The organism is Sandaracinaceae bacterium, assembly GCA_016706685.1.
In the GTDB taxonomy this organism is placed as follows: domain Bacteria; phylum Myxococcota_A; class Polyangia; order Polyangiales; family Houyiibacteriaceae; genus JADJJE01.
This window is the reverse complement of sequence record JADJJE010000005.1, coordinates 198,194-213,154: the sequence shown is the minus strand read 5'-3', so window position 1 is coordinate 213,154 and position 14,961 is coordinate 198,194. Positions and strand designations below refer to the sequence as shown.

Sequence of the window (14,961 nt, the reverse complement as noted above, 5' to 3'; positions counted from 1 at the left end):
CGAGTGGTACCACGGGTTACCCGAAGACCACCATGGCCTGCCGACTGAGCGCGATGGGCTGGCCGCTGGGACCCCAGATGAAGCACGACTGACTGGTGTAGCCGTCGCGCCCCGCCAGCAGCTCGGCGTCCACTCGCAACCCCTGCATGGCGAAGCCCGTGAGCGTGTCGGTCAGCAACTCCAGCATCCACGTGAGCGAGCTGCCCGGCGCCGGTGTGCGCAACATGGAGAGCGCCAACGGCGGGATGAAGTCCGCTAGCGCCACGATGAGCGCCTCGCTGCTCTCGTGCTCGCCGTGCATGCCCAGCTGCACGCTGGCGGGGGTGTTGGGGCTGCCCGAGAATGGCAGGGCCCCGCTCAGCCAGGTGGCGTCGAAGTGCTGTGTGAAGGTGGGCGTGACCCCCGGGACGAAGCGGAACGGCGTGCGCTTGGACTCGCTCACCTGGGGCATCAGCGGCGTGACCTCCACCACCGAGGCGCGCGCGGCGCCGAACACACCGATCACGATGGCGAGCGTGGCTTCGTCTCCGCTGCCCGCACCGTCGGCACCGTCGAGCAGGCGTGCCTCCACGTGGGTCGCGCTCTTCCCGCGCCGCAGCACCCGCGCCGTCGCGCGCACGCGTGCCGTGGAGGGCGGTGCGAGGAACGTGGTCTGGAGCGTTCGTAGCGGCACCGCAGCGTCCACGACGTCGCGCATGGCCATGAGGCAGAGCGCGGTCTGCAACCCCCCGAACACCGCACGGCCCTGCCGCCAGTCTTCGGGCACTTCCAAGATCCAGTCAGCGGGTGCACGTTCGGCAGTGGCCAGCAGGTCGGTGAAGCGCATGGGGCGAGCTTGACCCATGCCGGGCCGGCGCGCCGCTCACGTGGGCTTGCTGGCCGAGTTCAGCTGAACTGAGCCATGGCGAACATGGCGGTGACCTTGTCGTTGGTGGCCCGCAGGCGCCGCGCCAGGGTGCGCAACATGTTCGACTGGATGGCCAGCGCCAGGTCACGGTCGGTCCCCAGCAGCATGTCCAAGTCCGAGTAGCTGATGGCGTAGAGCACCGAGGCCTCGTGCCCCAGCGCCCGGGCCGCCCGGTCCAGGTCGCGGTCGATGAACTCCATCTCGCCGAAGTAGGCCCCAGGGCGCAGCACGGCCAGCGCCTCTTCCCCGATGCCGGGCACCATCTTGGAGATGCGCACGGAGCCCTCGGCCACCACGAAGATCTCGCTGCCGTTGGCGCCCTCTTCGAACAGGATCTCGCCCCGCCCGAGCTTGCGCTCCTGGGCGATCGAGCGCAGGTGAGCCAGGTGCAGCGGCCCCAGGCCGGCGAACAGGTCGATGGTATTAAGGATGTCGGCGGACATGTCGGTACGCCGAGCATAGCGGTGCTGGCCGGAATTCTCCTCTTTTCCCTTGCAGACCGGCCCGGCACCCTCATAATCCCGCCCCTGCCCGATCACGTCGGGTGGCCCAGATTGGATTTTCAAGATGTACGCAGTCATCAAAACGGGCGGGAAACAGTACCGCGTCCAAGCAGGCGACACCGTCCGCGTCGAGAAGCTCGACGGAGACATCGGTGGCCAGGTCGAATTCGACGAGATCCTCATGCTGGGTGGTGACTCACCGCGCGTCGGCACGCCGACCGTCGGGGGCGCCAAGGTCGTCGCCAAGATCATCGGGCAGGATCGCGCCAAGAAGATCATCGTCTTCAAGATGCGCCGCCGTAAGAACTATCGCCGTAAGTACGGTCACCGTCAGCCCTTCACCGAGCTGAAAATCCAGAGCGTCGTGGGCTGAGCCCAGAGGAATCGTCAGATGGCTCATAAAAAGGGACAGGGTTCTTCTCGCAACGGTCGCGACTCCAAGGCGCAGTACCGTGGCGTCAAGGTCTTCGGCGGCGAGACGGTCAACGCGGGGTCCATCCTCGTGCGTCAGGTCGGCACCACCGTGCACGCGGGCAACAACGTCGGCGTCGGCAAGGACTTCACGCTCTGGGCGCGCATCGACGGCGTCGTGAAGTACGAGCGTCGTGGCCGCACCGCGGGCAAGAAGGTCAGCGTCTACCCGCTCACCGAGCAGGCCGCCGCAGCAGAGTGAGGCGGTGATCGCCTCGGCAGGACGGGCACCCCGAAGGATGCCATAGTCCGCCGATGCGCGAACACCGTCCCAGCTTTACGGCCGCCCTCGTCAGCTTTGGCAGGGGGGTCAGCAGACCGGGCATGAGCGTCGATCCCTTTGCGACCGACCTCTGCCCGTTTCCATTCCGTCCCATGCTGAAGGCCTACGAGGCCACCGGCGCGCTGGGGGAGCCCGTGCGCTCGGTCTACCGGGCGGTGTCCCTGGGGATGGTGGACCACGTCAGCCTGCGCACGTCTGCCATCGACCGCGGCGTGGGCGGGGCACTGGCGGACGGCGCAGAGCAGGTCGTGGTGCTGGGGGCCGGGCTCGACGCCCGCAGCCGCAGGTTGCCGGCGCTCTCCGGTTGCCGCGTCTTCGAGGTGGATCACCCCGCCACCCAGCGCTACAAGCGGGCGCGCATGGGGGAGCACGAAGGGCTCCAGTACGTGCCCGTGGACTTCCAGCACGACGACCTGGGGGAGCGCCTCGCCGCAGCCGGCTTCGAACCGGGCCGGGTCACCGCGTGGATCTGGGAGGGCGTCACCATGTACCTGTCCACACAGGCCGTCACGGCCACGCTGCGCCAACTCCAGAAGCTGTCGCCGCCGGGCAGCCGGGTGCTGGTGTCCTACATGGTGCCCAACAGCGTGCCCGGCGGGCCGGTGGGCGCGCGCGTGGTCCGGCGGGTGTTCGACGCCATCGGCGAGGGGCTGCACGCCAACTACGAGCGCCGCGACATGAACGCGCTGCTGGCGGACCACGGCTTCTCGGTGCTGACCGACACCAACAGCGTGGACTGGGCCGACGCAGCCGGGGTGAGCGCCTGGCAGACCAAGATCTTTCGAGGCGAGCGCTTGGCCATCGCGCGGCGCAGCTGAGGCTCCCATGTGCACGTTGATCGCGCTGCACCGTGTGGCGGGGGCGTCCGGGACGCTGGTCGCCGCCAACCGCGACGAGTTCTACGCGCGCCCCACGCGCCCTCCGGAGCAGCTCGCGCCGAGGGTGGTCGCGGGCGTGGACGTGTCGCAGGGTGGGACCTGGCTCGGTGTGCATGCCTCTGGGCTCTTCGTGGGGCTCACCAACCAGCGCAGCTTCGGCGGGCGCGACCCCAGCAAGCAGACGCGCGGCGCCGTGGTGACCGACGCGCTCGCGGCGGGCGGGCTCGACGCTTCGCTGCAGGTGGTCGCGGGACTCGACGCGCGGGAGTACAACGGCTTCAACCTGCTGCTGGGCGACGGCGACCGCCTCTTCGTGGCCTACGCGCGCCCCGAGCAGCGTGAGGTGGAGCTGCACCCGCTCGCCCCCGGCGTGCACGTGCTCGGCAACGATCGCCTGCAGTCACCCGACTTTCCGAAGGCGGCGCGCATCGCAGCGGACGCCGAGCAGCACGTGGCCACCCACGCGAGCATGCTCCTCCGAGACCAGGTGGAGCCCCTGCGCACGCTGCTCGCCAGTCACACGCAGCCCGAGCTCACCACGCTGCACGTGCCAGCAGGGTCGGTGTTCACCGCCGAGCTGGTGCAGGCGCTCGAGGCCACCTGCATCCACACGCCGCACTACGGCACGGTGTCGGCCACGCTCCTCGCCGTCTCGCCCACCGGGGTCTCCGAGTACTGGTATGCCGACGGGCCACCCTGTCGCACCGCGTTTCGGCCCGTCCCCCTGAGCGCGCTTCTGTTACCTTGAGGTGGCCCCCCGATGGAACGCGACACGTGACCAGTTGGTCGCGGTATCGTGCTAGGGTGTGGCTTCACGAGGACTCATGACGCGCATTGCCCACTCCGTCACCGCACGCCTGCTCGCTGCGGCCCTGCTGTTGGTCTCCAGCTCTTGCGACTCCGAGTCGGGCGGTGGCACTCACGTCGTGCTGATCTCGGAGATGCGTATGGTGCTGGGCACCGACGACGACGGCTCCCTGCGCGGCATGAACCTGGACGACCGCGTGGACGAAGTGGGCTCGCCGGACACCTGCAACAAGGTCGATGGCGTGGCGCCGGACGGAACGCCGGGCATCGACAACCAGTTCAGCATCCTGGGTGGTCTGGTGGTCTCGCAGCTGGGTGGCAACGCCGACGCGCTCATCCAGAGCTCCATCAACGACGGTCGGCTGCTCATCCTGCTCGAGCTGCTGAACGTGGACAACCTCGAGAACGACAACGACGTGACCGTGCGCATCCACGTCGGCTCCGGGCCCGTGGACGTGGGGACCAACGGCCGCCCCGAGCCAGGGCAGAGCTTCGACATCTCGGAGATGAGCGCCCCCATCGAGGTCCGCGACGTGCGCATCGTGGACGGGCGCATCGACATCCACCCCTTCGACATCAACGTGAACGTGGACATCCTGCAAGCGATGTTCTTCCTGACGCTGCTCGAGTCCCGCATCCAGGTGGACCTCCGCGAAGACGGCTCGGGGACGGGCGTGTTGGGTGCCGGCGTGGACTCCGCCATGATCCTGGACATCATCGCCAACGACGAGGTGCTCATGCCCACGCTGGGCGCCGTGCGCGCCGTGCTGCGCGGGCTCGGCGACCTGCAGCCCAACGACATCGGCGGCTGTGACCGCGTGTCCGTGGGCATCGAGATCGACGTGGTGCCGGCGTTCATCCTGCGTTGACGGTGGCGCTAGCAGCCCCGGCCCGCCTTGCGTGTTATGAAGCGGCATGAGTGAGCCAACGGCGGCCCCGGCCCGGCGTCCCCACGAGGACTTGACGGGCAAACAGCGAAGCTATCTGCGAGGGCTGGCGCACCACATCCAGCCCATCGTGCAGCTCGGCCGCGAGGGCGTGACCGATGGGGTGGTGGAGGCCATCACGCGGGCGCTCCGCGACCACGAGCTCATCAAGGTGAAGGTGCAGGAGTCCTCCCCCGAGGACCGGCGCGAGGTCACCCCCAAGCTGGCCGCTGCCTGCGGGGCGCACGAGGTCGGGCAGGTGGGCCGCATGGTCATCCTGTTCCGCGCTCACGACACCGAGCCGGTCATCCGGCTGCCCCGCCGCAGCTGACGCCCCGCCATTCTGTTCATCAGCCATCTGCACGGAAGGGTTGAAATTTTCACCAGACGTGTGACAATCCTGAGGACATGTGGTCGTGGCTACGGCGCCAGCGGGATGCACTGACCCCCGTGATGTTTCGGGTTCGTAACCCGCATGGCGCCGTCGTGGACGTCGTAGAACTGGAGGGTGTGTTCGATCGGCGTGCCCGGGTTCGCAGCCGCAAGCGCACGGCCGATGGCCTTTGCCTGGTGCACTGGCCCGAGGGCTCACAGCAGCTGGACGTCACGTTCCGGCACGATGACGCCAGCGCTTCGGTCACCGTGCGCAGCGACCGCAAGGACCCACACCGCGTGGTGGAAGTGCGGCTCGCGGCGCCCGCCGCGTGAGCCACTCCGAACACCCGCAGTCACCCCTCGAGGTCCGCTGTCCACAGGCCGTGCTCAATGGTCAGCGGCTCTACCTGTTGAACCCGGCCCTTGCGGACGAGCTGCTGGTGACACCGGAGCTCGCCGGGCGGCCGCTCGGGGTGGGGCGGCTCTTTTCGCAGTTCGTGACGCTGGCGCAGCAGACCCCGGGGGTTCGCGTGGCGCTCGGCGACGCGCGCGAGCCCGGCAAGCCGTTCATCCTGTGCCACGTGGTGGAGGTGGACGGAGCGCTGCGCCGCGTGGTGCTCGAGGGGCAGACCTGCTTCGCGTGCGGGTGGCGGGGCATGACCGGCAATGCGCGCGACCTGGCCCTGTACGAAGGGTGCCCCGAGGCCCTCGAGCATGTACGGGCGGCGCTGGCCGAGGCGTCGCTGCCGTGCCCCACCTGTGGCGCGCAGCTCACCCGAGCGTGTGTCTGGCTGCACACCGTGGCCGAGGGCATGGGGCCCGAGCCCACATGACGTGGGAGCCGCACGTGCGCGGCGCTGGGCGCCCGGATTTTCTCCTGCAACGGTCGCAGGGAACGGGTACCCTCGCGCTCGCTCTCGGGCTGCTCGCGGCCCCCTCTCCGGTCTTGGACACGAAGCTCGTGGCATCTCCCCTCCCGCGCCCCCACTCGCGCCCTGCCTGGCGTCCCTCTCCCCACGCGGCGCGCGTCTTCGCGTTGGCGCTCGCGCTCGCGGGGGCGGTCAGCGTGGGCAGCTCGCGTGGGCGGGCGCAGGCACCCGACAGCGCGGATGCTGGCACGGACGCCGAGCCCACGCCGGCCACGGCGCCGGATGCCGCGGCGCCAGCGGATGCCGACGCGGATGCCGATGCCCCACGAGAGTACAATCCGCTCTTCGACGACCCGCCCCCGCCGCCGCCGCGCACCCAGCCGGTGCGCACGGAAGAAGACGAGGACTTCGAGACCCTGCCCGAGGTGGAAGACCCCTGGGTCATGCAGGTCGCGGCGCGCACTGGCCTCGGCTTCGGCCTAGCGTTCGGCGACCTCCCGCGTGAGCTCGTCTGGGACAGCCACCTGCGCGCCGAGATCATGTTCACGCACCGCGGTGACGAGCACTTCTCGGTGGGCCCCTCCATGGAGATCCGTGGCGCCGACATGGACACCTTCGAGGTGGCCGCCGGCATCTCCGCGCTCCTCCCCATCGCGCGCGGCTACCCCCTCGATGTCTCCGCGCAGGTGGGGTACGCCATCCGTCGTGGGCAGCGTCACGGCGGCAGCGCCCCCATCTTCGTGGGCACCCTGGCGGGCGGCTACCGTAGCTTCAACTTCCACCACTGGTGGCAGACCAGCCTGCAGCTCTACGCGCAGGTGCGCATGGACATCACCGAGCCGCGCAACCTGCAGTTCATGATGGGCGTGGAGATCGACTTCGCCCAGGCGGTCATCGTGCCTGCGCTGATGATCCGCATGAAGGTGCGCGGCGGCGACCCGGAGGAGCTGGACCAGGACGAGGATGGCATCCCCGACGCCGAAGAAGAGGACGACGAGGAGTCCGACGACTCCGACGAGGACTGAGCGCGCGTTCGCCCGAAAGTCGCACCCGCTCGTGGCTCGGCGCGGTACAAACGAGGGGTGAGACGCACCAAGATCGTTTGTACGCTGGGCCCCGCGAGCAGCACGCCCGAGGTCCTCGATGCCCTGGTGGCTGCCGGCATGGACTGCGCGCGGCTCAACTTCTCACACGGCGATCACGCCGGTCATGCCGAGATGGTGAAGCAAGTGCGTGCGGCCTCTGCGCGGGCGCGGCGGCCGCTGGCCATCCTCGCCGACCTGTGCGGCCCGAAGATGCGCATCGGCAAGTTCGAGGGCGGGAGCGCCATGCTGGTGGAGGGGGCGCCCTTCACCCTGACCACGCGCGACGTGCTCGGTACCGAGCGCGAGGTGCACATCACCTACGAGCCGCTGCCGCGCGACGCGAAGGTGGGCGACGCCATCCTGCTGGACGACGGCCTCTTCCGGTTGCGCGTGACGGGGCTCACCGCCAACAGCGTGGAGACCGTGGTGGAGGTGGGCGGCGAGCTCAGCGACCGCAAGGGCGTGAACATGCCGGGGGTGGCGCTCAGCACGCCCGCCCTCACCGAGAAGGACAAGCTGGACCTGCGCTTTGCCGTGGACACGCTGCGGGTGGACTACCTGGCGCTCTCGTTCGTGCGCACCGCAGGTGACCTGCACGAGGCCCAAGCGCTCTCGGCCGGCACGCCGGTCATCGCCAAGATCGAGAAGCCCGAAGCCATCGAGAACCTGGACGCCGTGCTGGACGCGGCCGATGGCGTGATGGTGGCGCGCGGAGATCTGGGCGTGGAGCTGGGGGCCGAGAAGGTGCCGCTGCTGCAGAAGCGCATCATCCGCGAGACGAACCTGCGCGGGAAGATCGTGATCACCGCCACGCAGATGCTGGATTCCATGATCCGTAACCCGCGCCCCACGCGCGCCGAGGCGGCCGACGTGGCCAACGCGGTGATGGACGGCACCGACGCGGTCATGCTCAGCGGCGAGACGGCGGCCGGCAAGTATCCCGTGGAGTCCGTGCGCATGATGGACGCCATCGCCCGCGAGGTGGAGCGGGACGTGGTGGAGGACCTCTCGCGCGAGTACCGTCAGCTGAAGGTGGTGCCGCACGAGGACTGGAACTTCCCCACCGCGGCCGCGCGTGCCGCTGCGGTCCTGAGCACGCACTTGCCGCTCCGCGCCATCGTGACGTTCACGCAGGACGGGCGCTCGGCGAGCCTCATCTCCGAGCACCGCCCGCGGGCGCCCATCGTGGCGGTCACCCACAAGGAGCAGGTGGCCCAGCGCCTGGCGCTCGAGTGGGGGGTCATCCCGCGCCTCGAGGTGCGGCCCGAGTCGCTGGACGAGACGCTCCGCATCGCCACGTCGCTGCTGGTGCGCGAGGGGCTGTGTGCGCGCGGGGAAGCGTTCCTGCTGCTCACGGGCTGGCCCCTGTCGGGCAGCACCAACACGCTCAAGCTGCACACGCTCTAGCCGCCCGTCACCGTAGGGGATACGCTGTCTTCGTGTCGGCCCGCGACTCGTGCCTGGTGTTCGTCCTGATCGGTGCGCTGTCTGCGCTGAGCGGCAGCGCCTGCGACACGCCGATGCACAACACGCGCACCCGCACGGCGCGCGGCGTTCCGCGCAGGACGGCCTCGCTCGCGACCGCCGCGCCACCGGGCTCGATGGCCACACCGCGGCCCATCAGCACCGAGCCGCACCCCGTGATGGCCGCCTACCGCGCGGGGCTCACGGAGCTCTTCGGCGAGGAGAGCGTGGTGCTCGAGGAGGTGTCGCTCGAGGGCACACAGCACGGGGACGCCGAGCGCCTGCGCTACATGGCGGCGGATCGCGTGGTGCGGGTGCTGCTGCCGCTGGCGCTCGAGGCGCAGCACGACGTGGTGTTGAACGAGCACGCGCGGCGGCTGCGAGCCCTGCCGCCGATCCTGAACCGTGACGTGGACCTGGCCGTGCTGCCCATCGTGCGTGACGCCATGCGCGCACTGCGGCGCGTGGAGGCCGGCTTCAGCGCCGACCGCGCGCCCATCCGCGGCCTGCCCAGCTCGGGCGACTCTTCCGCCGGGGCGGAGGTGCGTCCCGTCCTCGCTCCCGACGACGAAGCGGTCGCGTTCGACTACGCCGCAGCCGACGTGGTGGACCCTGCCGCCGAGGCCGTCTATGCCGACGCGCTGGCCGAGTACGCCGAGGCGTACGCGCAGCGGCACGGAGTGGGTGACCTGCGCGCCGATGCGGCAGCGGCGGCGGCGGCCGACGCGCTCGCGGCGGGCTCCATGTTCGCTTACGCGGTGGAGCGCTACGGCGTGTCCCGGGAGGACGCCCTGCGTGAGGCCAGCTCGCTCTACGCGGACATGGCCGGCGCCGCGCGGCGTCGTGAGCGCGTGCCGCGGCCGAGCACTCCCCCACCGGCTCCAGCACCCACCGATGGGAGCGCTGCGCCATGAGCGCCGGTGTCGAGCCACGCCGTTCCCCTCTGGACGACGGCCCCCTCGCCGGGCGCTCGCTCGCGGCGTTTCGCTTCGACACTCGGCGTGCGTTGCTGCGCTCGCTCGCTCTGGCCATTCCGCTGATGTGCCTCGGCTCGGCGGCCGCCGTGGTAGGGCTGCGCCTCATCCAGCAGCGCGAGCCCGCCCGCCTCTTTGCGGGGCGCGCCACGTTTCAGCTGGCGCATGCCTCCCCGGCCACCTGGCAGGTGCTGCCGCTCGAGCAGGGCCTCATGGTGGTGGGGCTGCTGCTGGTGCTGGTCAGCAACGTGCTCCTGATCCTGGCGCTGCGGCGCAACCTGGCCACCGAGCAATTCATCCTGCTGCGCGCGGACGGACTGGTGCGCCAAGTGGACACCCACTACACGCACGTCGCGTGGGACGACGTCGAACAGGTCGCTTATGACGCCGAGCGCGGCGCCATCCTGCTCGAGCTGCGCAGCGGTGGCCAGCTCGCGCTCCACGACCGCTACGCCGGGGTCACCCGCGAGGCGCTGGCCAAGCTCATGCGTGACGTGCACCGGAAGGCCATCTGGGGCTTGCTGGTGCTCTGAGGGTGCCCCCGAGCGCCGGCCCTGGTCAGCCTAGGGAGTCGGGGTCGCGGCCCGCAGCGCAGCACGCATGGCGCCAATGTCGGAGTTGCCCGGGTCCAGCTGCTGGGCCAGCCCGAGAGACGCACGAGCGCCTGGGAAGTCGCCGGCTTCGAGGCGTCGCCGAGCGTCGTCGATGGCGTCTTTGGCTGCCTCTTCGCGCTCGTGCGGGGTCATGTTCGCCCCGGGGTCCGGCGGGCCACCAGCGTCCACCGGCTCGGCCGCAGCCGCGCCGCTGCCGCCCGAGTCGGGCACGCTGAGGGCGCTCACGCCGAGATCGAAGCCGTCATCCGCCCCGAAGGTCGCCGTGCCCCAACCCTGGTCCGGTGGGTTCACCACCAAGTCGGCTGCGGTGCGCGTCCCGGCGTCCGGGGTGCCCATGTCCAGTACGGCCCCGTCCGCCAGGGCCAGCTCGTCGTCGCTCGGCCCGGCGAACGCGAAGACCAGCGCCAGCCCCACCACCAGCGTGCCTACCAGCACCGCCGCGAACGCAAACGTTCCGCCGCTCTCGGCGCCCTGCCGCGACGGCTCGAAGGCCCCGCCACCGCCGCCGCCCGCCGTGAAGCTGCGCGAGGGCTCGCGCACCAGGCTGGCTGCCGCATAGGCATCGCGCAGCGCGTCGGCGAAGGCGGGCACGTGCTCATGGCGCGCGCTCGGGTTCTTCTCGAGGCCGCGCATGATGACGGCCTCCACGCCCGCGGGGATGTTCAGCCCGCGTCCGGCCTGGCGCAGGGGCTGCGGCTGCTCGTGCAGCACCTTGTGGGCCACCGCCACCGCGTCCGTGCCCGGGAACGCGCGCTCACCCGAGATGAGCTCGTACAGCATGGCCGCGAACGAGAACAAGTCGCTGTGGGCCCCGTAGCTGCCGCGGTCCAGCGTCTCCGGGGCGGCGTAGCAGGGCGTGCCCAGGAACTGCCCCTCGCGCGTGAGCGTGGCGTTGGGGATGCGCGCGATGCCGAAGTCCGCCAGCTTGGCCCCGCCATCCGGCGTGAGCAGCACGTTGTCCGGCTTGATGTCGCGGTGGATGATGCCGTTCTGGTGGGCCAGCGCGATGGCCGAGGCCAGCTCGTCGGCCACGCGGCACACGGCCTCGGGCTCGAACGCGCCCTGTGCGCGCAGCGTCTGCTTCAGGGGTGGCCCCCGCCACGTACTCGAACACCAGGAACGGCCCCGACGTGGGGTCCTCGCCCACGTCGTAGACGGCCACGATGTTGGGGTGGTGCAGGCGTGCGGCGGCCCGCGCCTCGTTGCGGAAGCGCTCGAGGAACGTGGCCAGGGCGTCCGGGCTCATGCCCAGGTCGCGCACGGTCTTGATGGCCACGGGCCGGTCCAGCTCGGGGTCGCGTCCGAGGAACACGTAGCCCATCGCACCCGAGCCGAGCAGTCGGTCTATGCTGTACCGCCCGATCTGCTTCGGGATGGAGGAGTCCATGCTGACTTCGGCGGTCTACTTCATTCTGGGCCGGATTGCTACGGTGTAGACCGCCCGTCAGGGGCGCGAGCGGGGCGGCTCCCACCCTGCGAAGCGGCCCTCGGACACGCCCAGCGTCATGGCCAGCGAGATGTGCGGCAGCCACTCGGCGGGGGCCGTGCTCACCCCCAGGTCGCGCTGGCTGCGGGCCTCGCGCAGGTGGCGCACGCCGAAACGAAGCCAGATGCCTTGGGAGAAGTGCTTAGGCAGCACCAGCGGCACCTCGAACCCGAGGCCCCAGCCGAAGCTGGTGCGCAGCGTGTCCACGAAGCGCAGCGCCGCCCCAAGTTCGATGTAGAGCGACTGAATGGTGAGGTCGGCCCGCGCGCGTCCCGTGATGATGCCTTGCAGCACCAGCGCGGGGTACAACGGGCGCACCTCGGCCCCCAGGAAGAGGGTGGTGTGCGTGCTGCTCGTACTGGTGCCTACAATGATGCCGGCCACGCCGGTCATGCGCGCGCGCACGTCCACCATCAGCGCCCAACTGGGCTCGCTGTCGATCTCGAAGTCGGGGCTCACCTCGGGGAACAGCCGCACGCCGCCGCCCACCGCCAGCTGCAGGAAGAAGTCGTGGCGCAGGCGCCCGTAGAGGCCGTCGCCCACGCCGTTGTCGGCGCTCGCCCGCGACGCCGTGCCCGCCGCCGTCACCGACGTGAGCAGCGCCAGCAGCAGGGAAAGCGGTCGAAGTGGGGAGGGGCGGCGCGTCACGAAGGTGCTGGAGGCTAGCAGGCCGCGGCCCCCCGCCCAATCATGCCGTGGCCGCGCGCTTCACGGCGTCGCTCAGCAGCGCCGTCATGCGCTGCACCAGCTTGGCCGGGTCGTGCACGGGGCTGCCCTCGGCCAAGAGCGCCTGGTCGTGCACCAGCTCGATCCAGTCCCGCAGCTGCGTGTCGCGTGCGTCGTTGGCATCCGCCCGTAGCAGGTCGCGCAGCCCGGTGACGATGGGGTGCGCCGGGTTGAGCTCCAGCACGCGCTTCTGCACGGGCATGTCGGGGTTCTGCAGGCGCAGCAGTCGCTCCATGTAGGGCGGCAGGCCACCCGCGGGTGACACCAGGCATGCGGCCGAGTCGGTCAGACGGCTGGTCAGGCGCACCTCGGAGACGTGCTCGCCGAGCGTGTCGCGGAAGCGCCGCAGCAGCGTGTCCAGCTCCTCCTTCTCGGCCTCGGTGGGCTTGCTCTCGCCCAGGTCCAGGCCCGCGTCGGTGGCGGACAGCAGCTTCTTGCCCTCGAACTCGCGCAGGCCGTCGAGGGCCCACTGGTCCACGCCGTCCACCATGAGCAGCACTTCGTAGCCGCGCGCCTTGAGCGCCTCGAGGTGCGGGGCGTTCTCCACCGTGGCCCGTGACGCACCCACCACGTAGTAGATGGCGTCCTGCCCGTCCTTCATGCGGCTCACGTAGTCCGCGAGCGATGTCAGCCCCGGCTGCGCGGTGGTCTCGTAGCGCACGAGCTTGGCCAGGCGGTCGGCGTACTCGGGCTCGAAGTGCAGGCCCTCCTTGAGCACGGCGCCATAGGCCGTCCAGAAGGCGTTGTATGTGTCGCGCGTGGCGTTGTCCGCACCCTCGGCCTTGGCGGCGTCGGCCAGCTCCTCGATCATGTCGAGGGTGCGCCGCACCACCTGCTTGCGGATGGTGCGCACGATGCGCGAGTCCTGCAGCAGCTCGCGCGAGACGTTGAGCGGGAGGTCTTCCGAGTCCACCACGCCGCGCACGAAGCGCAGCCACTTGGGCAGCAGCTCGTCGCAGTCGTCCATGATGAACACGCGCTTCACGTGCAGGCGCACGCCGTGGCGCTGGTCCGGCGAGAACAGGTCGAAGGGCGGGCGCTTCGGGATGTAGAGCAGGCCCGCGAACATCTGCGTGCCCTCCACGTGGAAGTGCTTGTGCGCGATGGCCGGCTCCCAGTCGTGCGTGAGGTGCCGGTAGAACTCGTCGTACTGCTCGTCCGTGATCTCGCTGGGACGGCGGCGCCACAGCGCGTTGCTCGAGTTGGCCTGCTCGTAGGTGGGCTCTCCGGACGGCTTCTCGGCGTCCTCCGCAGACTTCTCGCCGTCGTCGTCTTCCTTCTCGTCGTCGGCCGGGCTGGCCACCAGGATGGGGTGCGCCACGAAGTCGCTGTACTTCTTGACCAGCCGCGTGAGCTCGTAGGAGTCCAGCAGCCCCTGCTGGTCGTCCTTCAGGTGCAGCACCACGTCGGTGCCCACGGTGTCGCGCGTGGCCGGCTCGATGGTGTAGGTCTCGCCCGCGTCCGAGCTCCACAGCAGGGCCTGCTCGCTGCCGGCGCGGCGGGTGAGCACGTCCACGCGGTCGGCCACCAGGTAGGCGCTGTAGAAGCCCACGCCGAACTGGCCGATGAGCGACACGTCCGCGCCGTCGCCGGCTTCGGACTTCTTGTCGAGCGCCGCCCTCAGCTTGTCCATGAAGTCGGTGCTGCCCGAGTGCGCCACGGTGCCCAGGTTGGCCACCAGCTCCTCGCTGCTCATGCCCACGCCGTCGTCCGAGAACGTGAGCGTCTTGTGCTCCGCGTCCGGCGTGATGCGGATGGCCAGCACCGCGTCGCCCAGCAGGGAGGCGTCCGAGATGGCCAGGAAGCGCCGCTTGTCGATGGCGTCCGACGCGTTCGAGACCAGCTCGCGGAGGAAGACCTCCTTGTTGGAGTACAGCGAGTTGATCACCAGGCCGAGGACGCGGGTGACCTCGGCTTGGAAGGCATGGGTCTGCTTCTGTTCCGTCATGGTGGGCCGCACCATGACCACGCTCGCGCCGGTGTCAAGGCCGCGAAACTGCTGGGAGTTTCGTGCGCGCTAGCGGAGCGCCAGGCGCATGGCCGCCACCGTGACGCGCGGGTCGCGCTGGTTGAAGAAGTAGCGGAAGCGGGGGTGCTCGCTCACCAGCTGGGTGCGGTGCTGCCCGTTCGAGTCCAGGAAGTAGGTGCGCGGCAGGTACGTCCCGTCCGTGGCGTAGCGCTGGTTGGCCGCGGGGTCGCGGTCGGAGTCCACCAGGATCATCACGAACTGACGGGCCAGTGAGACCACCTCGGGGGCATAGAAGATGCGGGCGTAGTCGTGGCAGGGGCCGCACCACTCGGCGTGCATCACCAGCATGACGGGCTTGCCCGTGGACCGCGCCTCGGCGAGCCCGGCCGCGTGCTCGCGCCAGGCGATGCCGCTCGGGTTCCAGTCGCGCGGGGCCGTGTCGAAGTCGAAGGGGGCCGCGGGGGCGGTGGGGGCAGCCACCTCGCCTTCGGGAGCCACGTCACCCGGGGCAGGCTCGAAGTCCGAGCCGCGGGTGGCACAGCCGAGCAGGGTGCCGAGGCACAGGCAGACCAGCAGCGCGGAGCGCGCAGTCGAAGCGGGAGGGGCACCAGCGGCGCGGAACAT

At 70.3% G+C, this 14,961-nt stretch carries 18 protein-coding genes; 12 read left to right on the top strand and 6 right to left on the bottom strand.

The features are described 5' to 3' along the window. Positions 1-16: 16 nt before the first annotated feature. Both IPI43_10525 and IPI43_10520 read right to left on the bottom strand, forming a co-directional pair. Complete coding sequence (locus IPI43_10525) at positions 17-826, bottom strand: thioesterase family protein (GenBank protein ID MBK7774560.1); 810 nt, start codon at positions 824-826, stop codon at positions 17-19. A gap of 59 nt (positions 827-885) precedes the next feature. Further along, positions 886-1,350, bottom strand: a complete 465-nt coding sequence (locus tag IPI43_10520; protein MBK7774559.1) for a cyclic nucleotide-binding domain-containing protein — start codon at positions 1,348-1,350, stop codon at positions 886-888. A 124-nt stretch (positions 1,351-1,474) separates the two neighbouring features. Here IPI43_10520 and rplU point away from each other — a divergent pair, with 124 nt between their 5' ends. From rplU to IPI43_10460, 12 genes are all read left to right on the top strand, one after another. Further along, on the top strand, positions 1,475-1,783 hold the full coding sequence (rplU, locus tag IPI43_10515; GenBank protein MBK7774558.1) for a 50S ribosomal protein L21: 309 nt from the start codon (positions 1,475-1,477) through the stop codon (positions 1,781-1,783). Between the two features lie 18 nt (positions 1,784-1,801). Beyond that, positions 1,802-2,083, top strand: a complete 282-nt coding sequence (rpmA, locus tag IPI43_10510; protein ID MBK7774557.1) for a 50S ribosomal protein L27 — start codon at positions 1,802-1,804, stop codon at positions 2,081-2,083. A gap of 122 nt (positions 2,084-2,205) precedes the next feature. Beyond that, entirely contained in the window at positions 2,206-2,982 is a 777-nt protein-coding gene (locus IPI43_10505; GenBank protein MBK7774556.1) for an SAM-dependent methyltransferase, read from the top strand. A gap of 7 nt (positions 2,983-2,989) precedes the next feature. Beyond that, positions 2,990-3,790 carry an NRDE family protein gene (locus tag IPI43_10500; GenBank protein ID MBK7774555.1) on the top strand — a complete coding sequence of 267 codons (801 nt, stop codon included), beginning with the start codon at positions 2,990-2,992 and terminating at the stop codon, positions 3,788-3,790. A 76-nt stretch (positions 3,791-3,866) separates the two neighbouring features. Continuing rightward, positions 3,867-4,718, top strand: coding sequence for a hypothetical protein (locus IPI43_10495; GenBank protein ID MBK7774554.1), 852 nt, complete (start codon positions 3,867-3,869; stop codon positions 4,716-4,718). 46 nt (positions 4,719-4,764) lie between these two features. After that, positions 4,765-5,106 (top strand): ribosome assembly RNA-binding protein YhbY, encoded by a 342-nt coding sequence (gene yhbY, locus IPI43_10490; protein ID MBK7774553.1) that lies wholly within the window; start codon positions 4,765-4,767, stop codon positions 5,104-5,106. Positions 5,107-5,261: 155 nt separating this feature from the next. Then, entirely contained in the window at positions 5,262-5,483 is a 222-nt protein-coding gene (locus IPI43_10485; GenBank protein MBK7774552.1) for a hypothetical protein, read from the top strand. After that, positions 5,480-5,983 carry a hypothetical protein gene (locus IPI43_10480; protein MBK7774551.1) on the top strand — a complete coding sequence of 168 codons (504 nt, stop codon included), beginning with the start codon at positions 5,480-5,482 and terminating at the stop codon, positions 5,981-5,983. Before IPI43_10485 ends, IPI43_10480 begins: the two co-directional genes overlap by 4 nt. Positions 5,984-6,111: 128 nt before the next feature. Continuing rightward, positions 6,112-7,044: a hypothetical protein gene (locus IPI43_10475; protein MBK7774550.1), complete on the top strand. Its 933-nt coding sequence runs from the start codon at positions 6,112-6,114 to the stop codon at positions 7,042-7,044. Between the two features lie 57 nt (positions 7,045-7,101). Further along, positions 7,102-8,511 carry a pyruvate kinase gene (pyk, locus tag IPI43_10470; GenBank protein ID MBK7774549.1) on the top strand — a complete coding sequence of 470 codons (1,410 nt, stop codon included), beginning with the start codon at positions 7,102-7,104 and terminating at the stop codon, positions 8,509-8,511. 32 nt (positions 8,512-8,543) lie between these two features. Next, a complete protein-coding gene (locus IPI43_10465; GenBank protein ID MBK7774548.1) occupies positions 8,544-9,482 on the top strand; it encodes a hypothetical protein in 939 nt (312 codons plus the stop codon). Continuing rightward, positions 9,479-10,075: a hypothetical protein gene (locus IPI43_10460; GenBank protein ID MBK7774547.1), complete on the top strand. Its 597-nt coding sequence runs from the start codon at positions 9,479-9,481 to the stop codon at positions 10,073-10,075. The genes IPI43_10465 and IPI43_10460 overlap by 4 nt, the downstream gene beginning before the upstream one ends. 835 nt (positions 10,076-10,910) lie before the next feature. Here IPI43_10460 and IPI43_10455 read toward each other — a convergent pair. Genes IPI43_10455 through IPI43_10440 form a run of 4 tightly spaced genes read right to left on the bottom strand, consistent with a single transcriptional unit; the run spans position 10,911 to position 14,961 of the window. Then, positions 10,911-11,543 (bottom strand): protein kinase, encoded by a 633-nt coding sequence (locus tag IPI43_10455; GenBank protein MBK7774546.1) that lies wholly within the window; start codon positions 11,541-11,543, stop codon positions 10,911-10,913. A 57-nt stretch (positions 11,544-11,600) separates the two neighbouring features. Next, on the bottom strand, positions 11,601-12,290 hold the full coding sequence (locus tag IPI43_10450) for a hypothetical protein (protein MBK7774545.1): 690 nt from the start codon (positions 12,288-12,290) through the stop codon (positions 11,601-11,603). A gap of 40 nt (positions 12,291-12,330) precedes the next feature. After that, complete coding sequence (gene htpG, locus IPI43_10445) at positions 12,331-14,331, bottom strand: molecular chaperone HtpG (GenBank protein MBK7774544.1); 2,001 nt, start codon at positions 14,329-14,331, stop codon at positions 12,331-12,333. Between the two features lie 54 nt (positions 14,332-14,385). Beyond that, the gene (locus IPI43_10440; GenBank protein ID MBK7774543.1) at positions 14,386-14,961 is read right to left on the bottom strand and encodes a thioredoxin family protein; all 576 of its coding nucleotides are present in this window, start codon (positions 14,959-14,961) and stop codon (positions 14,386-14,388) included.